Origin of the sequence: Halomonas sp. DP3Y7-2 (assembly GCF_019800795.1) — a bacterium.
In the GTDB taxonomy this organism is placed as follows: domain Bacteria; phylum Pseudomonadota; class Gammaproteobacteria; order Pseudomonadales; family Halomonadaceae; genus Halomonas; species Halomonas litopenaei_A.
This window is the reverse complement of sequence record NZ_JAHVKJ010000010.1, coordinates 349,547-374,072: the sequence shown is the minus strand read 5'-3', so window position 1 is coordinate 374,072 and position 24,526 is coordinate 349,547. Positions and strand designations below refer to the sequence as shown.

Annotated in this window: 23 protein-coding genes; 11 read left to right on the top strand and 12 right to left on the bottom strand. The window is 62.3% G+C overall.

Annotation, left to right across the window (positions count from 1 at the left end; all coding sequences use genetic code 11):
* Positions 1–184 precede the first annotated feature (184 nt).
* Positions 185–1,687, bottom strand: a complete 1,503-nt coding sequence (trpE, locus tag KUV45_RS13990; protein WP_206943185.1) for an anthranilate synthase component I — start codon at positions 1,685–1,687, stop codon at positions 185–187.
* Positions 1,688–1,941: 254 nt separating this feature from the next.
* Positions 1,942–2,634 (bottom strand): phosphoglycolate phosphatase, encoded by a 693-nt coding sequence (locus tag KUV45_RS13985; protein WP_224851813.1) that lies wholly within the window; start codon positions 2,632–2,634, stop codon positions 1,942–1,944.
* 171 nt (positions 2,635–2,805) lie between these two features.
* Here KUV45_RS13985 and KUV45_RS13980 point away from each other — a divergent pair, with 171 nt between their 5' ends.
* On the top strand, positions 2,806–4,107 hold the full coding sequence (locus KUV45_RS13980) for an NAD(P)/FAD-dependent oxidoreductase (RefSeq protein ID WP_222161855.1): 1,302 nt from the start codon (positions 2,806–2,808) through the stop codon (positions 4,105–4,107).
* Positions 4,108–4,210: 103 nt separating this feature from the next.
* Here KUV45_RS13980 and KUV45_RS13975 read toward each other — a convergent pair whose 3' ends face one another.
* From KUV45_RS13975 to rpe, 3 genes are all read right to left on the bottom strand, one after another.
* Complete coding sequence (locus KUV45_RS13975; protein WP_206943008.1) at positions 4,211–5,068, bottom strand: mechanosensitive ion channel family protein; 858 nt, start codon at positions 5,066–5,068, stop codon at positions 4,211–4,213.
* Between the two features lie 29 nt (positions 5,069–5,097).
* Entirely contained in the window at positions 5,098–5,412 is a 315-nt protein-coding gene (locus KUV45_RS13970; RefSeq protein WP_224851814.1) for a GIY-YIG nuclease family protein, read from the bottom strand.
* A gap of 131 nt (positions 5,413–5,543) precedes the next feature.
* Positions 5,544–6,233: a ribulose-phosphate 3-epimerase gene (rpe, locus tag KUV45_RS13965; protein ID WP_222161854.1), complete on the bottom strand. Its 690-nt coding sequence runs from the start codon at positions 6,231–6,233 to the stop codon at positions 5,544–5,546.
* Between the two features lie 385 nt (positions 6,234–6,618).
* On the opposite strand from rpe, the gene cysP reads away from it, so the two are divergent.
* The 5 genes from cysP (at position 6,619) to KUV45_RS13940 (ending at position 11,196) form a co-directional block, all read left to right on the top strand.
* Entirely contained in the window at positions 6,619–7,641 is a 1,023-nt protein-coding gene (cysP, locus tag KUV45_RS13960) for a thiosulfate ABC transporter substrate-binding protein CysP (protein ID WP_206943011.1), read from the top strand.
* Between the two features lie 24 nt (positions 7,642–7,665).
* A complete protein-coding gene (gene cysT / locus KUV45_RS13955; RefSeq protein WP_206943013.1) occupies positions 7,666–8,529 on the top strand; it encodes a sulfate ABC transporter permease subunit CysT in 864 nt (287 codons plus the stop codon).
* Positions 8,529–9,356, top strand: a complete 828-nt coding sequence (gene cysW / locus KUV45_RS13950) for a sulfate ABC transporter permease subunit CysW (protein WP_206943014.1) — start codon at positions 8,529–8,531, stop codon at positions 9,354–9,356. Before cysT ends, cysW begins: the two co-directional genes overlap by 1 nt.
* Entirely contained in the window at positions 9,353–10,456 is a 1,104-nt protein-coding gene (locus tag KUV45_RS13945; protein ID WP_222161853.1) for a sulfate/molybdate ABC transporter ATP-binding protein, read from the top strand. The genes cysW and KUV45_RS13945 overlap by 4 nt, the downstream gene beginning before the upstream one ends.
* Before the next feature lie 152 nt (positions 10,457–10,608).
* The gene (locus KUV45_RS13940; protein ID WP_206943016.1) at positions 10,609–11,196 is read left to right on the top strand and encodes a YajG family lipoprotein; all 588 of its coding nucleotides are present in this window, start codon (positions 10,609–10,611) and stop codon (positions 11,194–11,196) included.
* Between the two features lie 84 nt (positions 11,197–11,280).
* Here the strand turns inward: KUV45_RS13940 and KUV45_RS13935 are convergent, their stop codons facing one another.
* Together KUV45_RS13935 and KUV45_RS13930 are read right to left on the bottom strand one after the other, a co-directional pair.
* Positions 11,281–11,931: a thiopurine S-methyltransferase gene (locus tag KUV45_RS13935; RefSeq protein ID WP_206943017.1), complete on the bottom strand. Its 651-nt coding sequence runs from the start codon at positions 11,929–11,931 to the stop codon at positions 11,281–11,283.
* A gap of 12 nt (positions 11,932–11,943) precedes the next feature.
* Complete coding sequence (locus KUV45_RS13930) at positions 11,944–12,570, bottom strand: TIGR04211 family SH3 domain-containing protein (RefSeq protein ID WP_222161852.1); 627 nt, start codon at positions 12,568–12,570, stop codon at positions 11,944–11,946.
* 549 nt (positions 12,571–13,119) lie between these two features.
* Here KUV45_RS13930 and miaB point away from each other — a divergent pair.
* The 5 genes from miaB (at position 13,120) to lnt (ending at position 18,613) form a co-directional block, all read left to right on the top strand.
* Positions 13,120–14,463: a tRNA (N6-isopentenyl adenosine(37)-C2)-methylthiotransferase MiaB gene (gene miaB / locus KUV45_RS13925; protein WP_222161851.1), complete on the top strand. Its 1,344-nt coding sequence runs from the start codon at positions 13,120–13,122 to the stop codon at positions 14,461–14,463.
* Positions 14,464–14,596: 133 nt separating this feature from the next.
* On the top strand, positions 14,597–15,688 hold the full coding sequence (locus KUV45_RS13920) for a PhoH family protein (RefSeq protein WP_222161850.1): 1,092 nt from the start codon (positions 14,597–14,599) through the stop codon (positions 15,686–15,688).
* Positions 15,688–16,194 carry an rRNA maturation RNase YbeY gene (gene ybeY, locus KUV45_RS13915; protein ID WP_206943023.1) on the top strand — a complete coding sequence of 169 codons (507 nt, stop codon included), beginning with the start codon at positions 15,688–15,690 and terminating at the stop codon, positions 16,192–16,194. The genes KUV45_RS13920 and ybeY overlap by 1 nt, the downstream gene beginning before the upstream one ends.
* Positions 16,191–17,054, top strand: a complete 864-nt coding sequence (locus KUV45_RS13910; RefSeq protein WP_206943026.1) for an HlyC/CorC family transporter — start codon at positions 16,191–16,193, stop codon at positions 17,052–17,054. Before ybeY ends, KUV45_RS13910 begins: the two co-directional genes overlap by 4 nt.
* Positions 17,055–17,119: 65 nt before the next feature.
* On the top strand, positions 17,120–18,613 hold the full coding sequence (gene lnt / locus KUV45_RS13905; protein ID WP_222161849.1) for an apolipoprotein N-acyltransferase: 1,494 nt from the start codon (positions 17,120–17,122) through the stop codon (positions 18,611–18,613).
* A gap of 154 nt (positions 18,614–18,767) precedes the next feature.
* Here lnt and phaC read toward each other — a convergent pair whose 3' ends face one another.
* The 5 genes from phaC to prmB all read right to left on the bottom strand — a co-directional run bounded on the left by phaC (position 18,768) and on the right by prmB (position 24,412).
* Complete coding sequence (gene phaC / locus KUV45_RS13900) at positions 18,768–20,585, bottom strand: class I poly(R)-hydroxyalkanoic acid synthase (RefSeq protein ID WP_374107040.1); 1,818 nt, start codon at positions 20,583–20,585, stop codon at positions 18,768–18,770.
* Positions 20,586–20,777: 192 nt separating this feature from the next.
* A complete protein-coding gene (locus tag KUV45_RS13895) occupies positions 20,778–21,296 on the bottom strand; it encodes a phasin family protein (protein WP_222161847.1) in 519 nt (172 codons plus the stop codon).
* A gap of 392 nt (positions 21,297–21,688) precedes the next feature.
* A complete protein-coding gene (locus tag KUV45_RS13890) occupies positions 21,689–22,096 on the bottom strand; it encodes a hypothetical protein (protein ID WP_222161846.1) in 408 nt (135 codons plus the stop codon).
* 200 nt (positions 22,097–22,296) lie between these two features.
* Positions 22,297–23,382: a chorismate synthase gene (gene aroC, locus KUV45_RS13885; RefSeq protein WP_206943033.1), complete on the bottom strand. Its 1,086-nt coding sequence runs from the start codon at positions 23,380–23,382 to the stop codon at positions 22,297–22,299.
* 40 nt (positions 23,383–23,422) lie between these two features.
* Positions 23,423–24,412 (bottom strand): 50S ribosomal protein L3 N(5)-glutamine methyltransferase, encoded by a 990-nt coding sequence (gene prmB / locus KUV45_RS13880; RefSeq protein ID WP_206943034.1) that lies wholly within the window; start codon positions 24,410–24,412, stop codon positions 23,423–23,425.
* Positions 24,413–24,526 lie beyond the last annotated feature (114 nt).

The window sequence follows — 24,526 nt, the reverse complement described above, 5'->3', positions numbered from 1 at the left end:
TCATGGGCGGCACTTCTGCTGTCACGACATCCCGTTGGCTGGCACGGGGTCTTCCGCCCTCTTCAGTTGAAGGGGCGCCACCACTGCTGGCGATCACGGGATGTTGTCGGATTCATATTCATCATGGGCTTATAGTGTGTGTCGGCCTCAGGACTGTCAAGCCTGGCGCGTCTGCCGACAGCCTTCAGCGGCTGCGCCCACCCGGCTTGTCGAGACCCTGCTCGGCCATGGCGACGGCGCGGAACAGAGCACGACCCTTGTTCAGCGTTTCGTCCCACTCCGACTGGGGGACCGAGTCCGCCACCACGCCTGCGCCGCACTGCACATGCAGCTGGCCATCCTTGATCACGGCCGTGCGAATGGCGATGGCGGTATCCATGTTGCCGTGCCAGGACAGGTAGCCCACAGCTCCGGAGTAGACGCCGCGCTTCACCGGCTCGACCTCGTCGATGATCTCCATGGCACGAATCTTCGGCGCGCCGGACAAGGTACCCGCTGGGAAGGTGGCACGCAGGACATCCATGGCACTGTAGCCAGGCTTCAATTTGCCGGTCACGTTGGAGACGATGTGCATGACGTGCGAGTAACGCTCGATGGCCATCTGGTCGGTCACTTCGACGCTACCGGTCTCGGAGATGCGGCCCACGTCATTGCGCCCCAGATCGATCAGCATCAGATGCTCGGCGACTTCCTTGGGGTCTGCCAGCAAGTCCTCTTCCAGCGCCTTGTCCTCAGCCTCGGTCTTGCCGCGCACACGGGTCCCGGCGATCGGGCGCACGGTCACCATGCCATCTTCCAGCCGCGTCAGGATCTCCGGCGAGGCGCCCACCACATGGTGGTCATCAAGATTGAAGAAGAACATGTAGGGCGACGGGTTCAGGCTTCTGAGGGCACGATACAGATCCAGCGGCTCTGCCTCGAAGTCGATGGACATACGCTGGGACGGCACGCACTGCATCACGTCTCCGGCCAGCACATAGTCCTTGATCTTCTCCACGGCGGCCTTGAACCCTTCTTCCGTGAACCCAGAGGTAAAGTGCCCCTCCTCGACCTGCGGTCGAGCCTGGCCGGGAAGCCGGGAAGGCAGCGCCAGCGGGCTGCGCAGTGACTCCTCCAGCGCCTCCAGTCGTGACAGCGCGGCGCTATAGGCGGAAGGCGTCGCCGGGTCAGCGTGGGTCCACAGGGTCAAGCGCCCATAAAGGTTATCGAACACGACCAGCTCATCGCACACCATCAACAGAATATCCGGCACGCCGATGGGATCATCCTTCTCGACGCCGGCGAGGCGGGGTTCGATGTAACGGATGGTGTCGTAGCCGAAATAGCCCACCAGACCACCGTCAAAGATCGGCTGATCATCCAGCACCGGCACCTTGAAGCGGCTCTGGAACTCTTCGATCCAGGCTAGCGGATCTTCGGCCTCGGTGAGCCCGGACGCTTCACCATCGACGATGTGCTTGACCAGATGACCGCGCACTTCGATGCGCTCACGACAGGGCAGGCCAATGATCGAGTAACGCCCCCACTTTTCGCCGCCAGTGACGGATTCGAGCAGGAAGGTCCAGGGCTGATCGGCCAGTTTCAGGTAGGTGGACAACGGCGTGTCCAGATCGGCCATCAGCTCACGGGTAACGGGAATACGGTTATAGCCAGCGTCGGCCAGCTCAGCAAAACGCTCGGGGGTCATCATGCCCAGGTCCTCAATGAAAAAGTGGGTGACAGAGGGTCCAGCGTCACCATCGCCAACCGCAACGCGCCGGTGTCGCCGACATCGAGCAGTGCGGGAGGGTCATCAAGGAAGAAAAAGGCTGGGCCATGGGCAATCCATCGCAGCAAGTCAGGGGGTGAAAAGGCAACACGACTCTGCCTCGGCAAGGTCGTCCTGGCTATAGCCAGAGCCTATCGGCATAACGCCATGACATAGCGTCATGCCGAAAAACCCTAAACGAGTTGGTCAAGCGATTCAACTATCAGATCGGGCTCGCTGAGGCTGACAGGTTCGCCGTGATTATAGCCATAGGGCACCGCAATGGTGCGATACCCAGCGGCCTTGCCGGCCTGAATGTCATGGCGTGAATCGCCCACCATCACACACTGCGAAGGACTGACGTCGAATTGCTGGCACAGGTGCCTGAGCGGCATGGGGTCCGGCTTCTTACGAGGGAGAGTGTCGCCTCCCAGGCACACCGTGAAGTAGCCGTCGATCGACAGGTGCTCGAGAATGGGACCAATGAACGCTTCGGGCTTGTTGGTGACGAGGCACAGGATCAAGCCTCGGCGAAACAGCTGAGACAAGGCGGTCTCGACCCCCGGATAGAGGCGGGTATGCAGGCAGGGGTGCCGGTGATAGTGCTCCAGAAAGCGCTCGTGGGCGGTCTTGCACAACACCTCACTGGGGGCCTCGCCCAAGGCATCTGTCAGCGCCCGCTCCAGCAACGACCATGACCCATTGCCCACCCAGTCTCTCACGCGCGCCTCACCTGCCACGGGCAGGTCCACGTCGAGCAACGCGGCATCGACCGCCGCGGCCAGGTCAGGCACTGAGTCGATAAGAGTGCCATCCAGGTCAAAGGCCACCAACTGTGACCCATCCAGGGCCTCGCCCACAGGCATTTTCCAACCGTCGTTCACCATGTCCCTGCACTATCCCCTGCTCTATACCCTGCACCGTCCCCTGCACGATCCCCTTCACTATGCAGAAAACGGAATGTACATGCGAGGCGCACATTCTGGCGCAACCACCGTGGTCAGCCAAGCACTTATCTGCCTATGATGGCGCTCCCCTCCCCTTTATGGAGCTCTGCAATGAGCAAACCCACCATTGTTGTTGTCGGCGGTGGCGCCGGCGGCCTGGAACTCGTCACCCGCCTGGGCAGACGCCTGGGCAAGAAAGGCAAGGCGGACGTGGTGCTGGTGGACCGCAATTCCACGCACATCTGGAAGCCTCTGCTGCACGAGGTCGCCACCGGCGTGCTCGACTCCGGCCAGGACGAGATTTCCTACCAGGCCCATTCCGCCAGCAACGGCTACCGTTTCCAGCGCGGTACATTGTGCGATCTCGACCGAGACACCAGAACCCTGACCCTGGCAGCCATCATTGACGACGATGGACACGAGATCCTGCCTGCCAGGCGCCTGTCCTATGACTACATGGTCATGGCCGTTGGCAGCGTCAGCAATGACTTCGGTACCGAGGGCGTCGCCGACCATTGCCATTTTCTCGACAGCCCGGCCCAGGCAGAAGGCTTCCGTCAGGCACTGCTCAATACCTTCATGCGTTACAGCACCCGGATGACCAACGATGAACCGCCCTGTATCACCGTCGGTATCATCGGTGCCGGGGCCACCGGGGTCGAGCTCGCCGCTGAGCTGCATGATGCATCACGCATGCTCAAGAGCTACGGATTCACCGAGCTCGGCCGTGAGCATCTGCGGGTACATGTGATCGAGGCGGCACCCAAGATCCTGCCGGCCCTGCCGGACCGCATCAGTCAGGCCGTGCACAAGGAGCTGGAGAAACTGGGCGTCAAGGTCCATGTGGATACCCGCGTGACCAAGGTCGAGGAACATGCGATCACCACCTCGGATGATGAGCGCATCGACATCGACCTCGGCGTATGGGCCGCCGGCATCAAGGCACCCGCCTTTCTTTCGGAACTGGGCCTGCAGACAGAGCGCAACCATCGCATCAAGGTGGCCGCGACCATGCAGAGCATTGATGACCCGCACATCTTCGCCTTCGGTGACTGTGCCAGCTGTCCCCAGCCAGACGGCAAGGTGGTACCGCCACGGGCTCAGGCCGCCCACCAGCAAGCCAGCGTCCTGTACAAGAACCTGTGCGCCGTGATCGACGACAAGCCACTGAAGGAATTCGTGTTCCGTGACAGAGGGTCGCTGATCTCCCTGGCACACTTCGATGCCATCGGCAGCCTCATGCGGGCCGCTTCCGCTCGCAGCCTGTTTATCGAAGGCAACCTGGCACGTTTCTTCTATGCGTCGCTGTACCGGATGCACCAGCGCACCATTCATGGCTCCATCAAAACCGCCATGATGGTGGTAGTCGATGGCCTCAACCGCTTCTTGAAACCACGCCTCAAGCTGCACTGATCCTGGGCCTTGGTGCGCCAGGCACCATGCCTGGCGCACTCCAAAAAAAAGGCTGCCTGGGAAGGCAGCCTTTTTCGTGGCAACAGGTCAATAAGCGGCGAGTTTAGCCGTTGGCCTGGCTCTCTTCCTTGGCGTGATGATAGAGATGCACATCGCGCTGGGGGAACGGAATACTGATGCCCTCGCGATCAAAGCGGCGCTTGATCTCCTCGGTCATTTCCCAGTAGACGCTCCAGTAATCGGAAGCCTGGACCCAGGGACGCACAATCCAGGTAATGGAGGAGTCCCCCATCGCATTCATGCGGATATTGGGCTTGGGCTCACTCAACACGCGAGGATCGTCGGCCACCACGCTTTCCAGCACACGGCGAACGGTATCGATATTGTCGTCGTAGCCGACACCCACCGCCAGGTCTACACGACGTGTGGCATGGGCCGAGTAGTTGACCACGGCACCACTCATCATCTGGCCATTGGGGACGATGATCTTGCGATTGTCAGGGGTGCTGAGCTCGGTGCTGATGATCTGCACATCTTCCACCGTGCCGCTGACGCCGCCTGCCTCCACATAGTCACCGATGCGGTAGGGACGGAAGATGATCACCATCACACCCGCGGCGAAGTTGGCCAATGACCCCTGCAATGCCAGGCCGACCGCCAGGCCTGCTGCACCGATGACCGCAATCAGTGACGCCGTCTGAATACCAATGCGGCTGATCGCTGCTAGCACCACAAAGATCAGCAGCAAGGCGTACAGGATGTTACCAAGGAACTTGATCAGCAGCGGCTCGACGTTCGCCCGCTCCATACCCTTGATAACAACGCGGTGTACCGCCTTGGCCACCCAACGGCCAATGATAAAGATCGCCGCAGCGGCGACCAGGTTGATCAGAAATTGCAGCCCTGTGGTGGAGGCAAATGCCACCAGAGCATCCACATTGAGCTTATCCAGAACGTCCATATCCCTCTCCTTGCTTGGCATTTTCTTCGTTATGGGGGTGGCTGCTGGGCCTGTTCCGCCGGCAGGACGGGCAAACCGCTGTCCCGCCGGGCCGTCAGCCACTGTCGTTTGCTGCGCACCGTCATGCGCTTTACAGCAGCTTCCAGGCGGCTCGCCTCACTGCGCGAACCCACCACCTCGTGATGGCGAAGGGTCAGGGGGCCCTTGCCTCGCAGCGCCTTGGCTCCCTTGCCGCTGCGATGTTGCTCCAGTCGCCTGGGGACATCCGTGGTGATGCCGGTGTAAAGGGCACCAGCGGCCGTCTCCACCACGTACAGGTACCAGCGTGCGGACGTCTGCGGCACGCCGGCCTGGTTGCCTGCTTCGTCCCCGCTCGAGTCACGCTGCGTCGGGTCGAGCTGGGCTGGGTCAGTCCCGTCAGGGTCAGCCCCGTCAGAGCCAGCCCACCCTGAGCCAGAATAGTCCGCTTCAGCGCTCAACGCGTACCGGCCAGCTGTGCCCGGAAATCGGCGAGGACACTGTCATAGCCATGAGGGTCGTCGCTACGCTGGGCGCCAAAGATCGCCGAGCCCGCCACAAAGGTATCGGCACCGGCGCGGGCGATCTCGGCAATATTGTCGACCTTGACGCCGCCATCGACCTCCAGGCGAATGTTACGACCACTGGCATCAATCCGCTGACGCGCCTGGCGCAGCTTGTCGAGTGTCGCGGGAATGAAGGACTGGCCGCCGAAGCCGGGGTTGACGCTCATCAACAGCACCATGTCGACCTTGTCCATCACATAATCAAGGTAGGACAACGGCGTCGCCGGGTTGAACACCAGGCCAGCCTTGCAACCACCGTCACGTATCAGCTGCAGCGACCGATCGATGTGCTCCGAGGCTTCCGGGTGGAAGGTGATGTAGGTGGCACCGGCGTCGATAAAGTCGCCAATCAGGCGATCCACCGGCTTGACCATCAGGTGTGCATCGATCGGGGCTGTGACGCCATGCTTGCGCAGGGCCTCACAGACCATGGGACCAATGGTCAGATTGGGCACATAGTGATTGTCCATGACATCGAAATGGACAATATCGGCGCCGGAGGCAAGCACATTGTCCACCTCCTCCCCCAGCCGGGCGAAATCGGCGGACAGAATGGAAGGCGCAATCAGAAAATCGTTCATGACATCCCTGCTGGCAAGAGACAAAAAGCGAGCGGCGCCGCACAGCGGTCAAGGGTGCCGCCACCTGACGAAAATCGCATTCTAGCAGCTGGGCCGTGGCAGGGCAGCGTTAACCAATGACATCCTTCGCCGCAACAGCGCCGTCATGGCTTGCAACCTATTCACATCTTATCGCCTTATATAGCCAAACGTTTTAAGCAGAAGGATTGTCATTACCAAAATTTAGGTTTAGCCTGCGTATCGTTCCCGGAGTTCCTGCAACGTTCTTGCATCCCCGGGCACGGCACTGGCGCAACCCTCGCGCACCCTCTCGCAGTCCTCGCCAAGCATTATCGAACGGCTCTCGAAGGACTCGCGACATTCTCTGACGTCAAGGAAGCCTGACATGAAGCTGTCCCCGATCCTTCGCCGTACCGCCCTGTCCCTCGCCCTGGCTACAGGCCTTGGTGGCACCATGGCCTCGCCGGTAATGGCCGAGGACAAGGAGCTGCTCAACTCTTCCTATGACATCGCGCGCGAGCTGTTTGCCGCCATCAACCCAGCCTTCCAGGAACACTGGCAGGCCGAGCACGACGACACCCTGACGATCAAGCAGTCCCACGGCGGCTCATCCGCTCAGGCACGTGCCATCCTGCAGGGTCTCAAGGCCGATGTCGTGACCTACAACCAGGTCACCGACGTTCAGGTCCTGGCGGATGCAGGCCTGGTCGCGGAAGACTGGCAGAGCCAGCTGCCCAACAACGCATCCCCCTACTACTCGACCACCGCCTTCCTGGTCCGCAAGGGCAACCCCAAGGGCATCGAGACCTGGGAAGATCTGGCAGCCGAGGGCGTCGAGCTGGTGTTCCCCAACCCCAAGACCTCCGGCAACGGCCGCTACACCTATCTGGCTGCCTGGGGTTCGGCCGAACGTAATTTCGACGGTGACGAAGAGCAGGTTCGCCAGTTCATGAGCGACTTCCTCGGCAACGTCAAGGTGTTCGATACCGGCGGCCGCGGCGCGACCACCAGCTTTATCGAGCGCGGCATTGGTGACGTGCTGATCAGCTTCGAGTCTGAGGTCAACAACATCCGTGACGAATACGGCAGCGACGAATACGACGTGATCGTCCCGCCTGTCAGCATCCTGGCAGAGTTCCCGGTGGCCGTGGTCGAGGAGAACGCCGAGCGCAACGGCAACCTGGACCTGGCCCGTGCCTACCTGGAATACCTCTACACCGAGGAGGCCCAGCGCCAGCTTGCTGGCTTCAACTACCGCGTGCATGACGAGGCGGTGAAGGAAGAGTTCGCAGACCGTTTCCCTGCCACCGAGCTGTTCGAGGTCAAGGACGTGTTTGGCGGCTGGGACAATGCCATGGACACCCACTTCAAGAGCGGCGGCGAGCTGGACCAGCTGCAGCGCCGTTAAACGTCAAGGTTAACCATTGCCCCCATGCTGAAGGCCATTTCCCTGCCCTTAGCCCGCAAAGCCCGGCGCCATGTGCTGCCGGGCTTCGGCCTGTCATTGGGCATCAGCCTGACCTTTGTCTCACTGGTGCTGCTGCTGCCGTTGACCGGCCTGGTGGGCCAGTTGAAGGGGCTGTCCCTTTCCGAATACTGGTTCATCATCACCGAACCACGGGTCGTGGCCAGCTACGTCACCACCATCGGCGGCGCCTTCGTCGCGGCACTGATCAATGCCGTCTTTGGCCTGCTCATGGCCTGGGTGCTGGTGCGCTATGACTTCCCCGGCAAGCGTCTGTTGGACGCGCTGATGGACCTGCCCTTTGCCCTGCCCACCGCAGTGGCCGGCATCACCCTGGCGACGCTCTACTCCTCCAAGGGCTGGATGGGCCAGCTGCTGGAGCCGCTGGGCTGGCAGGTGTCCTACACCTGGGTCGGCATCGCCCTGGCCATGGCGTTTACCAGTATTCCCTTCGTGGTGCGGACCGTGCAGCCAGTGCTCGAGGATCTGCCCAGCGAAATCGACGAGGCCGCCATGAGCCTGGGGGCAAGAGATGGCGTCGCCTTTCGTCGGGTGATCCTGCCGCACCTGTGGCCCGCCCTGGTGACCGGCACCGGCCTTGCCTTTGTGCGCTCGCTCGGCGAATTCGGCGCCGTCATCTTTATCGCCGGCAACATGCCTTACGAGACGGAAATCACCTCGCTGATGATCTTCGTCAAGCTGCAGGAATATGACTACGTCGGTGCCTCCGCGATTGCCTCCGTGGTGCTGCTGACCTCGCTGCTGCTGCTGCTGGCGATCAACCTGTGGCAAGGCCGCTTTATCCGCCGCCTGCATGGAGGACGTGGCTGATGCAACGTATCGGTGATGCACCATGGCTCAGACGCAGCCTCATCGCGGTGGCCGTGGGCCTGTCGGCACTGTTCCTGCTGCTGCCCCTGGTCGCCATCTTTGCCCAGGCACTGGCCGAAGGGGTCGGTCCCTTCATCGCCAACCTGACAGACCAGTACACCTTGGCCGCGATCGGCCTGACGCTGTTCGTCACCCTGCTGACGATTCCGATCAACCTCGTCTTCGGGGTGATGCTGGCCTGGCTGGTCACCCGGTTTGCCTTCCCTGGACGCCGCCTGCTGCAGACACTGATCGACATTCCCTTTGCCATCTCCCCCGTGGTGGCTGGCCTGGTCTACTTGCTGCTGTACGGTCGCAACGGCTGGATCGGCGGGTGGCTGGATGCCCACGACATTCAGCTGATGTTTGCCTGGCCTGGCATCCTGATGGTCACCATCTTTGTCACCTGCCCCTTCGTCGCGCGGGAGCTGATTCCGCTGATGCAGGCACAGGGGTCCCGTGAGGAGGAAGCCGCCGTCACACTGGGCGCCAGAGGCTTCACCCTGTTCCGCCGGGTGACCCTGCCCAACATTCGCTGGGCGTTGCTCTACGGCGTGATTCTGACCAATGCCAGGGCGGTCGGTGAATTCGGTGCGGTATCGGTGGTGTCTGGCGCCATCCGCGGTGAAACCAACACCCTGCCGCTTCACGTAGAGCTGTTGTACCAGGATTACAACACGGTAGGCGCCTTCGCCAGCGCCGCCCTGCTAGCCCTGATTGCCCTTCTCACCCTGGCCGCCAAGGCCATGCTTGAATGGCGCGCCACGCGCCGGGAGGCCCTGACATGAGCATTCATCTGCGCCACATCCAGAAGCACTTTGGACGCTCCCAGGCGCTGTCTCCTATCGACCTGGAGATCCGCAGCGGTGAGCTGATCGGCCTGCTCGGCCCATCTGGCTCCGGCAAGACCACGTTGCTCCGGATCATTGCCGGCCTCGAGACCCCCGATGACCATCGAGACTGCCGCATCCTGTTCGGCGAGCGCGATGTCACCCAGGTCCACGTGCGCGATCGCCGCATCGGCTTCGTGTTCCAGCACTACGCGCTGTTCCGACACATGAGCGTTTTCGACAACGTCGCCTTCGGCCTGACCGTTCTGCCCCGCGCCGAGCGCCCCTCCAGTGCCGAGATTCGCTCCCGGGTGATGCAGCTGCTGGAGATGGTCCAGCTGTCGCACCTGGCAGAGCGGTTTCCCGCGCAGCTGTCCGGTGGCCAGCAGCAACGCGTCTCTCTGGCTCGCGCCCTTGCGCTCAAGCCGGAAGTCCTGCTGCTGGACGAACCCTTCGGTGCGCTGGATGCCAAAGTTCGTCAGGAGCTGCGCCGCTGGCTGAGGCACCTGCACGATGAGCTCGGCTTTACCAGCGTCTTCGTGACCCATGACCAGGAGGAAGCGCTGGAGTTATCCGACCGCGTGGTGGTGATGAGCAATGGACGGATCGAGCAGGTCGACACGCCGGATACGCTCTATCGGGCGCCCCGCAATCGTTTCGTGTTCGAATTCCTCGGCGACGTCAATCATCTGGAAGGAGTCGTCCAGGACGGCGTGCTGACCTGCGGTGATGCGCGCCTGGCGGTCGACCTCGAGGACGGACGCCAGGAACTGCTGCTGCGTCCCCACGAGGTTCAGGTGGCCCTGCAGGCACAGGCGGATGCCCACCTGCCTGCCAGCGTGATGTCGATAGTGCCGGTGGGTGCAGAAGTCCGTGTAGAGCTCAGTGCCGATTGGATGAGCGAGCCGTGGATGGCCACACTAAGCCACCAGGACGCCGAGCGCCTGTCCCTCAAGCGCGGCATGCGCGTGCATGCCCTGCCCAGACGCTGGCATCACTATCCCGACGCCCAGGAGGCCCCTGGCCCCCAGGTGCGCCCGCAGCCGGTTAGCGCCTGACGCCATCAGGCGCCTTAGAGGAACTTTTCCCTGCGCTTGCCCTTCTGATAGGCGTATCATCGCGCAGCCCGGACACACGCTGCTGCTGCAGCGGCGTGACCGGCCGACGCGTTTTTGCGACTTTCAGATACCATGACAAGGAGTTCACCCCTATGCTTCGTCGCCTGTTGAAGGGCGCAGCTGGCATGGCCATGCTGCTTGCCCTTGCCGCCTGCTCCAGCCCCCACCAGCTTCAGCCTGATCCCCAGCGCAGCGTGGCCGTTCCCGCGTCCGGCTCTGGCCAGGCAGTCACCGTGATTGCCGCCGATGACCGTCCTTCCGACGTGCTCGGCACGCGAACCGGCAGCGCCAGCTCGACGGCGACCATCACGGTCAGCCCCCATGAGATCGTGCCGCGGCTGCAAGCCGAGGCGGAACGCGCCGTGCGCGACATGGGCTTCGCCCCTACCGCTGAACCGGCCCCGGGACGTCCCACCCTGACCCTGACGCTGAAGCAGCTCAGCTACCAGCGCGGCCAGAGCCAGCCACTGGTAGACGAAGCTCGCCTGGAGAGCGTGATCGAAGCGGTGGCCACCAACGATGGTCAAACCTACACCGGCACCTACACCTCACGACGCGTGCAGAGCTACGCGGTAAAACCTGACAAGGCGACTAATCAGCGCATGGTCACGGACCTGCTGTCCGACGGACTCAATCGCGCCTTCGCCGACCCCCAACTGGGCCAGCTGCTGGCTCGCTAAGCCCTCCTGTCATTGCCGGTTACCGGTCCAGGCTTGCCGGTCCAGTGGCCGGCAAGCGCCTTCGTTGTGCGCTAGCGCAACGACCTACCGATGCTGCGCTGGCTCGTCGGTGACAGGCCCCCGCCGCACCAGCGCCCACACCGACTCCTGAAACCCGTTGTCCTCACGCTCACCATCTTCCAGGTGGGTGACGATGAAATTCGGGTCGAACAGGCGACGAATCTCCTCATCGCTGACGTTGTAGGGCGGCCCGTCCTCGCCATCTCGTCGCAGGCTGACCAGCAACCCTCGTGCTCCAGGCGGAATCAACTGCGCCAGGTGGAAGGCGTAGCGCTGACGCGTCGCCTCGGGTAAGGCGATCAGGGCGGCCCGGTCGTAGAAGGCACCAATCTCCGCCGCCTGGGCGATGTGAAAGTGGAAGAAATCGCCGCACCAGAGCTCGATGCTGCCCTGGCGCTGGATAGAAAATCCGTCCTGCTGATAGCGCGACACCTCACCCGGTCCTTCTTCCACAAACTGGGCCAGGGCGGCTTCGGCCAGCTCGATGCCCAGCACCGGGTGCTGATGCTCGGCTAGCCAGCGCATGTCGAGGCTCTTTCCGCACAACGGCACCAGTACCTTGGTACCCGGTGTCGCGCCGAGAAGCGGCCAGTGCCGTACCAGCGCCGGGTGCACGCTATCGCGATGAAAGCCGATCCGGCCTTCCTCCCAGCGCTTCAGCCAGTGTTGTTGCATAGGCGGTCTCGCTTAGAACCAACGATCGCGCTTGCGGCGACGACGGGGCAGGTGCGGAACGATCAAACCGACGATCAGGCCAGCACCGGCGACACCGCCACCGTACATGAAGTAGCGCATCAGCAGGTCTTCCTTGCGGGTCTCCAGACGCGCTTCCAGATCCCGATTGACCTCGCTGATCTCGTCAAAGGAGCTCTCCAGCTCGTGATTGCGCGTCTCAAGCTCAGTAATGCGCTGCTCACGCACCTTAAGCGTCTCTGTCATGGTACTGGTGCGCTCTTCCCAGCTTTCATTGATGCCGTCGAGCTCCGCTGTCAGCTCTTCCACTCGCGATTCGAGTTGAGGCAGCTGGTCGCTGGCACTGGGCGTTTCCTGCAGCTCGCTGCTGGGCACCCACACCACATCGCCACTGGAGCTGCGCACCTGTGAATAGTCACCGGAGGTGTCGAGCAGACTGACTGGTTGGCCCGCCGTCAGCGTGCCAACGATGCGGTAGCCATCGGTGGGGCCGCTGCGCACATAGGTGGTCAGTTCATCCGTGACCCACCTGGCGTTGCCATCGTCCTGGGCCATCACCGGCAAGGCACTGCTGGCGAGCGCAAGGCCAAGGGTCACTGTCTTGAGAAATTGCGTTTTCATGCCGTCTTTCCTGACTAATCTGGGCTCGGTTACGACGCTTGTGACGCTGCACTGGCATCCTGCCAGCTCAACAGCGCGCAATGAGAATAGGGTCGCTCGCTGTGCGGCGCGGCCGGCGTGCCGGCGCGTGCCATGCTTGCCAAGGAGGCTCTCAAGGGCTTTCTTGGCAACTCGACACAGGACAGCGACGAGGTGAAAAACGTTCCACAACAGCTGTGGACAACTGTCGGGAAAACCGCTGGACATCGCCGCGCCCGGGGCGCGTCGCCTGGGTTTGACTCAAAACGGTCACAAAATAATCACCCGCCTGTCTGGCTCGCAGGCAAGACTACCACATCGCAGGGCTCTCGCCTCCCGTGAGCAGCCCCTGCCACAGCGCGGCCCAAGCCGTGCCGGCAGACAGGGGCCCACTGGCCCCATCCCCGGTCGGTGCGTATAATATGCCTCCATGCGCCACGGCCGTTCGGCCGCCAGTCTCGCGCCCGATTACCCACATTCACGTAACCAGGCCTGCCTGATGCACTTCGGGCCGGGAGCCCGACCACCGTTATGACGAAGAAGCTCTTCATCAAGACCCACGGCTGCCAGATGAACGAGTATGACTCCGCCCGCATGGCGGACCTGCTCGGCGAATCTCATCAGATGGAGCTGACCGACAACGAGCAAGACGCAGACGTGATCCTGCTCAACACCTGCTCGATTCGCGAGAAGGCCCAGGAAAAGGTCTTCCACCAGCTCGGCCGCTGGAAAAAGCTCAAGCAGTCGAACCCCGACCTGGTCATCGGCGTCGGCGGCTGTGTGGCGAGCCAGGAAGGCGATGCCATCCGCAAGCGTGCTCCCCACGTGGATATGGTGTTTGGTCCACAGACCCTGCACCGCGTGCCGGGCATGCTGGATGCCAGCCGCTCCAACCAGATCTCGGTGGTGGACGTCACCTTCCCCGAGATCGAGAAGTTCGATCACCTGCCCAAGCCAAGCTCCGATGGTGCCAGTGCCTTCGTCTCGGTGATGGAGGGATGCTCCAAGTACTGCACCTTCTGCGTGGTGCCCTACACCCGCGGCGAAGAGGTCTCGCGGCCCTTCGAGGCCGTCATGGATGAGGTCTTCCACCTGGCCGACCAGGGCGTTCGCGAAATCAACCTGCTGGGGCAGAACGTCAATGCCTACCGTGGCATCAACGACGATGGCGACGAGATTGACCTGGCCGAGCTGATTGCCTGCGTGGCGGCAGTGGATGGCATCGACCGCATCCGCTTCACCACCTCCCACCCGGTGGAGTTCAGTGACAGCCTGATCGAGGCATACGCCGACATCCCGGAACTGGTCAGCCATCTGCACCTGCCGGTGCAAGCAGGCTCCGACCGTGTGTTGGCGGCCATGAAGCGCGGTCACACGGTCGAGGAGTACGTCGACAAGATGGAGCGCATTCGCGCGCTGCGTCCCGACATCAGCTTCTCCTCCGACTTCATCATCGGCTTCCCCGGTGAAACCGAAGAAGACTTCGAAGCCACCATGGACCTGATTCACCGGATCGGCTTCGACGTCTCATTCAGCTTTGTCTATTCCGCACGTCCGGGTACCCCGGCAGCGGCGCTGGAGGACGACACGCCAGAAGAGGTCAAGAAGCAGCGCCTGGCCATCCTGCAGGAGCGTATCAACCAGCAGGCCATGCAGATCAGTCGTCGCATGGTAGGCACTACCCAGCGCGTGCTGGTATCCGGTTTCTCGCCGCGTGACCCGGGACAGCTGTCCGGCCGCACCGAGAACAACCGTGTCGTCAACTTCCGCGCGGCCAATCCGACCGAGTTGATTGGCTACTTTGTCGACGTGGAAATCACCGAAGCGCTGCCCAATTCACTGCGCGGCGAACTCGCCTCTGGCGAGCGCTACTGATACGCAGCCGACCCGAGGTGGCTGTCCAACACGCATCGACACCGCCTCGGATCATTGCCCTGGCCTACGCCGGGGCAGTAAGCTGACGGAACTGTTAACACCCTCTAGTCATCAACCACGGATTTTTCTCGCCTTGAGCCAGCCATCGACCCAGGCCAATCGCATCATCACGCTCAACCTTGAACCCAACGAGCCGCGCCGTCTCGCCAATCTGTGCGGCCAGCGCGACGAGCACCTGAAGCTGATCGAAAGCCGGCTCGGCGTCACCCTGCGCAACCGCGGCAACATGTTCCAGCTGGCGGGCCCCGGCCCCCGGGTCAAGGCAGCCTCCAACCTGGTGGAGCATCTCTACCGCGAGACCGCGTCTACCGAACTGACCCCTGACAGCGTTCACCTGTTCCTGCAGGAATCCGGTATCGAAGCCCTTGAGGAAGAGACCGAAGAGGAGATCGGCGACGGCGAAGTGCTGATCCGTACGCCGCGTACGCTGATCAAGCCTCGCGGCTTGAACCAGCAGGGCTACGTCACCAGCATCCGCCAGCACGACATCAACTTCGGCATCGGCCCGGCGGGCACCGGCAAGACGTATCTTGCCGTGGCGGCCGCGGTAGAGGCCCTCAATCAGCAGCAGGTGCGCCGCATCCTGCTGGTACGCCCAGCCGTGGAAGCCGGCGAGAAACTCGGCTTCCTGCCTGGCGACCTGGCCCAGAAGATCGATCCTTACCTGCGTCCGCTGTACGACGCCCTATATGAAATGATCGGCTTTGAGCAGGTTGCCAAGCTGATCGAGCGCCAGGTGATCGAGATCGCCCCGCTGGCCTACATGCGTGGACGAACCCTCAACAACGCCTTCATCATCCTCGACGAGAGCCAGAACACCACTCGCGAACAGATGAAGATGTTCCTCACCCGTATCGGCTTTGGCTCGACCGCGGTGATCACCGGTGACGTGACCCAGGTCGACCTGCCGCGCGGGCAGAGCTCAGGCCTGATTCAGGTGCTCGACGTGCTGAAGGACACCGCCGGCATTGGCGTGACACACTTCGCCGCCAAGGATGTGGTCCGCCACCCGATGGTCCAGCGCATCATCGAGGCCTATGACCTGTTCGAGGCCAACCAGGAAGCCGAGGAACGCGCGCGCCGCGAGGCCCGCGCCGAAGAACGCCGCCAGGAACGTGCCGATCGCCTCCAGTTCAGCAATGGCAGCAACGGAGACGCCCACTGATGAGCGCCTGCGTCGATCGTCAGATCGCCAGCCACGCCGAAGCGCTGCCCGACTCGGCCCAGCTTCAACGCTGGGTCGATGCCGTGCTGGAACACTTTCCCGGCCGTGAAGATGCCGAACTGACGATACGCCTGGTCGATAGCGACGAAAGCCAGGCCCTCAATCGTGACTATCGTGGCAAGGATGCCCCGACCAACGTTCTGTCCTTTCCTTTCGAGGCCCCACCCGGCCTCGACCTGCCGCTACTGGGAGACCTGGTGGTCTGTCACCCGGTGGTCGAGCGCGAAGCGATGGAGCAGGACAAGCGGCTGATCGATCACTACGCTCATATGGTCGTCCATGGCACCTTGCATTTGCTCGGCCACGACCATATCGAGGACGATGAAGCCGAGGTCATGGAAAACCTCGAGCGCAGTATCCTTGCCGGCCTGGGTATTTCTGATCCCTACGCCCCGCCGGCCCCATCTCCAGATCCCGATAGCGAGGACGAGAGAGCCGACGCATGAGCGAAGACCGATCGAGTAGCCAGGCCAACAAGTCCTGGTTCGACAAACTCTTCAGCGCGCTGTCCAACGACAGCGACGAGCCCAGTTCGCGGGAAGAACTCCGTGAATTCCTGCGCCAGGCAGGCAGCCGTCTACGGCTGGAACAGGACGCCATGACCATCATCGAGGGCGCCCTGAACATCAGCGATCAGCAGGTCAGGGAGGTGCTGATTCCGCGCTCTCAGGTCACTGCGCTTGAGCTCGAACAACCGCTGGAAGACTACCTGCCCATCATTCTGGAAACCGGCCACTCGCGCTATCCGGTCATCGGCGAGAACCTCGATGAGGTCAAGGGCATCCTGCTGGTCAAGGATCTGCTGCCCCTGCTGCAGAACAACAGCGAGGAACGCCCCTTTCAGCTTGAGGAAGTGCTGCGTCCGGCCATGTTCGTCCCGGAGTCGAAGCGCCTCAACAGCCTGCTCAAGGAATTCCGCGATACCCACAATCACATGGCGATCGTGGTGGATGAATACGGCGGCACCGCGGGTATCGTCACCATCGAGGACATCCTCGAGGAAATCGTCGGCGACATCGAAGACGAACACGATACCGACGAGGAAGAAGACATTCGTCAGCTGGGTGAGGATCGCTACGCCGTCAGAGCCCTGACCCCCATCGAAGACTTCAACGAGCGCTTCGATACCCGCTTTTCCGATGACGAATTCGACACCCTTGGCGGCCTGGTCATGCAACGCTTCGGCCACCTTCCGGCTCGCGGTGAACATACTCAGATCGGCGGTTGGCGCTTCACCGTGCTCAACGCCGATAACCGACGCATTCGCTTGCTGGAAGTCGAGCCCGCCAACGCCGAAAGCGAATGATCCCCGATGCCCCGCAAGGGGCATCGCCCCTCTCCTATCTCTCGTGACCCAAGGATGGACGTTCCATGCTCGAGCGACTGTTCGGTGGCCGACTCGGTTACCTTGCTGCCCTGCTTGCCGGTGGCCTGACCACCCTGGCGGCTGCCCCCTTTGGTTGGTGGTGGCTGGCTCTCCTTTCCCCCGCGCTGGTCTACGCCGGCCTTTACCTCATGTCGCCACGTCAGGCGCTGCTGCGCGGCTGGAGCTATGGCCTGGGGCTATTTGGCAGCGGCGCCTCCTGGGTCTATGTGTCCATCCACGACTATGGCTACACCAGCGCTCCACTGGCCTTCTTTCTGACCGCGCTGTTCGTTGCCAGCATGGCCCTGTTCGTCGCCATTCCTCTGGGCCTGTTCCGGCGCCTGATGCCAGCACGCCCTACCGTCGTCGCGGGGCTTGCGGGCTTTGTCGGCTTCTGGGTGCTGATGGAGTGGATTCGCACCTGGCTATTCACCGGCTTTCCCTGGCTGCTGCTGGGCAGCACCCAGGTCGACTCGCCGCTGTCGACGCTGGCTCCCCTGGGCGGCGTCTATCTGCTGTCGTTAGCCGTTGCCGCCAGTGGTGCCCTGTTGGTAGAGCTGCTGCAAAGGCGTTATCTGGCAGCACTGCCACTGGTCCTGATCTGGGCCGTGGCCGTCGTCCTGCCAAGCCACTGGACGACACCTGCTGGCGAGCCGCTCAAGGTCAGCCTGTTGCAGGGTAACCTGCCCCAGGAGATCAAGTGGCTGCCTGAAGGTCAGCGTCAAGCCGTAAACACCTATCTCGGCATGACGGGAGAACTGGAGGCCAGCCGTCCCGCCGAGCCGGATATCGTCATCTGGCCGGAGGCTGCCCTGCCGATGTTCGAAGACCAGGCAGAACCCATCATGGCCCGCGCACAGGCTGCCCTGGCACCCGAAACGGCACTGCTGACGGGCATCCTGCAGCGGGATGAAGACGGCCGCTTCTACAACGCCGTATCCGCCTACGGCAACGCCAGCGGCGGCTATCGCAAGGCGCATCTTGTGCCCTTCGGTGAATATCTGCCGTTGGAAAGCGTGCTGCGCGGCGCCATCGCCTTCTTCGACCTGCCGATGCCGGCCATGACACCGGGTCCCGATCGGCAGGACCCGATGGTCGCCGCGGGGCATACCATCGGCAACGCGATCTGCTACGAAATCATCTATGCCGACCTGGTAGCCCAGCGAGCTCGCCACGCCGAACTGCTGCTGACCGTGTCCAACGATAGCTGGTTTGGCAACTCCATCGGCCCGCACCAGCATCTGGAGATGGCCCGCCTGCGAGCCCTGGAGAACGGCCGCTACGTGATCCGCGCCACCAGCAACGGGATTACGGCGATCATCGACGACCAGGGCGAGATCCTCGACCAGCTGCCCCAATTCACCACCGCCAGGCTGGATGGCGAGGTGCAACCGATGCAAGGCCTGACGCCTTTCACGCGCACCGGCAGCTGGCCCACCTGGGCCCTGGCCGCCCTGCTGCTGCTGATCGGGTTCGGCTGGCGCCGCCGCACCGCCTGACGAAAGGGTGATGCGCAGCTGACCTGGCGTCAGCCGCTAAAGGCCTATCGCCCCAGCAAGCGCCAATCGCTACCAAAGACCTGCAGGCAAGCAAAACGCCGCAAGGGCCAAGGCCCTTGCGGCGTTGTCGTGACAGCCCTCGTCAGAGCGCGTCTCAGGAGGACGGATCGTCTTCAGGAGACTCGCCCAGTACCTCCGGAATCGAGATCTTCACGAAACGTCCTGGCGCAGGTTCCAGCAAGGCCAGCTCTCCCCCTCCGGGCTGACGGGCCTCGACCATCTTGTCTGCATCCACATAGCCACCGTCCAACATCCACTGCTGCCAATGCGGCCACCAGGACCCTTCGTGGGCCTCGGCGCCAGCCAGCCAGTCGTCATGGTTGTCTGGCAGTTCGCTGTTGGTCCAGTAACCGTACTTGTTCTTGTGAGGCGGGTTGACGATCCCGGCAATATGCCCGGAGCCACCAAGCACGAAGGTGACGGGCCCCTTGGGCAGCAAGGCCCCGTAGTAGCTGCTGTTCCACTTGGCGATGTGGTCTTCACGGGTGGCGACGAAGTAGCTGGGGGTCGATACCTTGCGCAGATCAATCTTGACGTCGTCCAGCTCGATCCCGCCCGGCTCAACCAGCAGGTTTTCCTGGTACAGGTGGCGCAGATACCAGCCGTGAGTGCCCGCCGGAAGATTGGTACCGTCCGTGTTCCAGTACAGCAGATCAAAGGCGGCAGGGTCCTCGCCCTTGAGGTAGTTGTTGACGTAGAACGACCAGAACAGGTCATTCTCGCGCAGCAGGTTGAAGGAATACGCCATCACCCGGCCGTCGAGATAACCGTCCTGCTCGAGCTTGGCTTCAATCCCTTGCAGCACCGGCTCGCTGAGGAACACGCCGATTTCCCCAGGATCACGAAAGTCCTGCAGCGTCGCCATGTAGGTGACCGACTTGGCCTTGCGCCCGCGCCGGGTGCTGGTCAGGTACGCCATGGTCGACGCGGTCAGGGTGCCGCCAATGCAGTAGGAGAGGAAATTGGCCGACTTCTCTCCGGTAGCCTGCTCGATGCCATCCAGCGCCGCGATGGGCCCCAGCTGCATGTAGTCCGCCCAGGTCAGGTCGCGCTGCTCGGGGCCTGGGTTGCGCCAGGAAATCAGGAAGACGGTATGCCCTTGGTCCACCAGCCACTTGACCAGCGAGTTTTCCGGGCGCAGGTCCAGCACGTAATACTTGTTGATCCAGGGGGGAACGATCAGCAGCGGTGTCTTGAACACCTTTTCCGTGGTGGGCGCATACTGAATCAGCTGGATCAGCTCGTTTTCCATGACCACGGCGCCTTCGGACACCGCGATGTTGCGGCCGACCTCAAAGGCACTGCGATCGGTCATTGTCACGTTCAGACCTTCGGCAGAGTTGGCCAGGTCTTCGCGCAGTCGCGCCAGACCATCCACCAGATTCTGACCGCGGGTTTCCAGGGTCTTGCGCATGACCTCCGGGTTGGTCGAGACGAAGTTGGTCGGTGACATGGCATTGACCATCTGGCGAGCGTAGAACGACAGATTGCGCTTCTCGCCAGGGGTCAGGTCGTCCAGCCGATCCACCAGGTTCTCCACGGTGCTGGAGAAAAGCAGATACTGCTGCATGATGGCGTTATAGGCCGGGTCGCTGGTCCAGGCCTCATCCTTGAACCGGCGATCCCCCCGCGAGGGAGTCACCAAGGGCTCCAGGGCGCCGCCGCTGGCGGCAGACATGGCTTGCTGCCACAGCGCCAGCTGATCCTGCATCAACTTCGTCTGGGTCTCCCACAGCAAGGTGGGGTTACGCATCAGCGATTCCGCACCTGCCTGGAAGCTGTTGCGAATATCTTCCATCACCGAGTCGGCTGCATCACTCGGTACCATGCGTGAAAGAAAGTCCTCCATCAGTGCCTGGTACTCTGCGCTCAGCACTGACAACTGGCTGCCCCACTCTTCAGGGTTGTCCATTACCTGCTCACCTGCCGCCATGGCGACCTCCTCTCCACTGCCCCGCACACAGGATGGCTCACCGTTCGCCGGCCGGCATCGCGGTATCCACCCTCATCTTGTCATGGTTGTTTGATGCGTAAGGGCAAGGGTCCACCGGACCCCTGCCCTTTGCTGGCTGTCGCTTGACCGACCGCCAGGGTGATACCGCGATCAGGACGTGCGCTTGCGACTCGAGGTCGCCCTGGCGGTGCCTGTCGACTTGGTAGATGCAGTAGCACTGGAGGCTGCCTGCGACGCTTGCTGGGCGGTCTTTTCCGCCGCTTCGGTCACCTGCTGGGTGGCCTTTTCCACGGCAGCCGTCGCCTGGTCCCGTGCCTGGGTGGCCTGTTCGGCAAGCTGCTGGCCGGACTCGGCGAACAACGTCTCCAGTTCTGTCTTGAATTCAAGGCTGAGCTGGCTCATGGCGCGGGCATCTTCCAGCATCTGCGCCGACAGCTCGTTGAGCATCTCGGCCTGACGGGTGGAGAAGTCGCGCAGCCCCTCGGCATCGTTGATCTCGGTGGCATCGCGCATGCGCTCGGTGCCCATCTGGCTATAGCGCTTCATCGATTCCATCTGGTACTGGGACATCTTTTCCATGTTGTCCAGCATCAGGGAATTGAGCTTGCGCATCGGCTCGAAGAACTGACGAGTCTGCTCGCTGAAGTTGTCGAACATCTTGTCTTGCATGACCAAACCTCCTGGAAGTCCTGTCGATGAACCCTGTCCAAACAGCCTGTTCATTCAGCATTTCATGGCAATGACGCCGTCGCGTCAGCGCACCGGATGTTCTTCATGCAGGCTATTCATGCGAGCTCTTCATGGGGGCATTGCGCCCCTTTGGAGTCACATGACGCCTGTCGTTCCAGGCGACCGCCATGGCTCTTGCATGGCTCTGCATGGCAACTGCAGGCCAGCCTGACGTTGCTCCTGGCGTGCGCCATCAGCATCATTGTTGCAACGCAACAAAGGTCAGTCTGGCACACACAGGATGACAGCGCCATGACATCCCCTCGAGCTGCGCGAATATGCATGGGACACTCGTCACCGGCATCGCCGCGCCTGTTGCCATGGCCAAGCCGTCAGCCCTTGTCCTTGCTGCCGGACCTGGCGCTGGCACTGCCTGTCCGACGAGACGCACTGCTCGACCGAGCGGTGCTGCTGGATCGCGACGCCGATCCCGACTCCTGCTCCGACTCGCCCGAGGAGCTCGATGTACTGCGCGCACTCTGAGCCGCCTGAGTCAGCATATCCATCATCATTTTCTGATAGTTGCCAAAGCTGGCCAGACCCTGGGACAAGCCCTGTTGCAGAGCAGGCTGCTGCAGGAAGGGCTGCATCAGACTCATGGGGTCATAGCCCTCGACACCGGATTCCATCTGCCGCTGAATGCGATCAAGCAGGTCCTGCTGGAAGGCCTCGATATTGGGAAGCCCCAGTGCCTGACGGAATTCTTCTGGCGTCAGATCGAACTCGACGTTGATTTTCATGCTGGCCTCTTACTCCCTGGTCGATATGTCGACGTTGCGTCAGCGCTAGGGGAATATCGCATCAGCGATATCGACGGCGACTGTCCTGACCAGCGCCACCCTGCGCAGCAAGCACAAGACGCAATAAGCAAAAGATGCCTTGCTTCGTCATCTTCCTTTCACGCCATCTTGAGTGTAGCAGTCCTGTCACGCTCCGCGATTCAGCGTAACCGTGGGGTGCTGACGGAAACCTCGCTATTCTGTGCGCGATGGCGCAACAGGTGGTCCACCAGCGTCAACGCCATCATCGCTTCGGCAATCGGCGTCGCACGAATGCCGACGCAGGGGTCATGACGTCCCTTGGTCACCACCTCTACCGGATTGCCGTCCACATCGATGGAGCGTCCTGGAATGGTGATGCTCGAGGTCGGCTTGAGCGCGAGATGAGCGATCAAGGTCTGACCACTGGAAATCCCCCCCAGCACACCGCCCGCATGATTGGACAGGAAGCCTTCGGGGGTCATCTCGTCGCGATGCTCACTGCCACGCTGTGACACGCTGGCAAAGCCATCACCGATTTCTACGCCCTTCACCGCATTGATGCTCATCAAGCCGTGGGCCAGGTCAGCGTCGAGACGGTCGAACACCGGCTCGCCCAAGCCAGGCGGCAGGCCTTCCGCGGTCACGGTGATCTTGGCACCGACCGAGTCCTGATCACGACGCAGCTGGTCCATGTAGGCCTCGAGCTCCGGCACGCGCTCCGGGTCAGGGCAGAAGAACGGATTGTCGTTTACCGAGGCCCAGTCGCGAAATTCGATGGCCAGCTCACCCAGCTGACTCATGTAGCCCCTCACCACAATGCCCTGACTGGCCAGGTACTTCTTGGCAATCGCGCCAGCAGCGACGCGCATCGCGGTCTCGCGGGCGCTGGAGCGACCGCCACCGCGATAGTCGCGCACGCCGTACTTGTGGTGATAGGTGTAGTCCGCGTGGGCGGGCCGGAACTGGTCCTTGATCTTGGAGTAGTCCTTCGAGCGCTGATCGGTATTCTCGATCAACAGACCGATCGATGTGCCGGTGGTCTTGCCCTCGAACACGCCGGACAGGATCTTGACCTGGTCCGGCTCGCGCCGCTGGGTGGTATGACGGGACGTACCGGGACGCCGGCGGTCGAGGTCCGCCTGGAGGTCGGCTTCACTCAGCTCGATGCCAGGAGGACAACCATCGACGATGGCGCCCAGCGCGATCCCGTGGCTCTCGCCGAAGGTGGTGACGGTAAACAGTTTGCCGAAGGTATTGCCGGACATGGGCGCTCCTCTGTGTGTATCGCGAAAGTGTTAGGCGAACTCAGGCAAAGGACGCCGCATGGGCGTCGAGTTCATCGGCCGTCAAGGCAAACACGCCCTGACCGCCGCGCTCGAAGTCGAGCCACAGGAACGGCACCTCGGGGAAGGCCGCTTCAAGGTGATGGTCAGAATTACCTACCTCGACAATCAGCACGCCCTGGTCCGTCAGGTGTGCTCTCGCCTCGCGCAGGATGCGCCGGACGATATCCAGCCCGTCGCTGCCGGCACCCAGTGCCAGCGCAGGTTCATGGCGAAACTCTTCAGGCATGGTGGTCAGGTCCCGCAGATCCACATAGGGCGGATTCGATACGATCAGGTCGTAGCGCTGCCCCTCCAGGCCATCGAAGACATCGCTTTGCACCGCGCGCACCCGACGCCCTACATCATGGCGATTGATGTTCGCCCGCGCCACGGCCAAGGCATCCTGGCTGATATCCGACAGATCGACCTCTGCAGTGGGCAGATATTCGGCACTGGCGATACCGATGCAGCCAGAGCCGGTACACAGGTCCAGAATGCGTCGCGGCGGCTCTTCCGGGAACCACGCCTGGTAGCCGCTCTCGATCAGTTCAGCGATGGGCGAGCGCGGAATCAGCACGCGTTCATCCACGGCGAAGGTCAGCCCGGCGAAAAATGCCTCGCCCAGCAGGTAGGGCAGCGGCCGGCGATCGGTAATACGCGCGCGGACCAATGCCACGATGCGCTCGCGCTCCATCGGCAGCAAGCGGGCCTCCTGCACGCTGGGATCAACGTCCCAGGGAAGATGCAGCGCGCCCAGCACCAGCGCTACCGCCTCATCCCAGGCGCTATCGGTGCCGTGGCTGTAGGTCAATCCGGCCAGATGAAACTCGCTGGTGGCCCAGCGCAGGCAGTCGCGCAGGGTGATCAGACCATCGGCAAGTTCACCGTCGGCGAGCACCAGCGTGGAGGAAGCGTCGCGCCCTTGGGCAGGAAGGCGCGTGGATGAGGGGGCAGAAGAAGAATCAGCCAAGGGGGAATCCTGTCGAGCGGGTTCGCGATGGGGCTATCCGGCCTTGCAGCACGCGCTGCAACAGGCAATCGGCGTAGCGAAATGGACTGTCCGGCATTGTATCCGCGCCAGCGG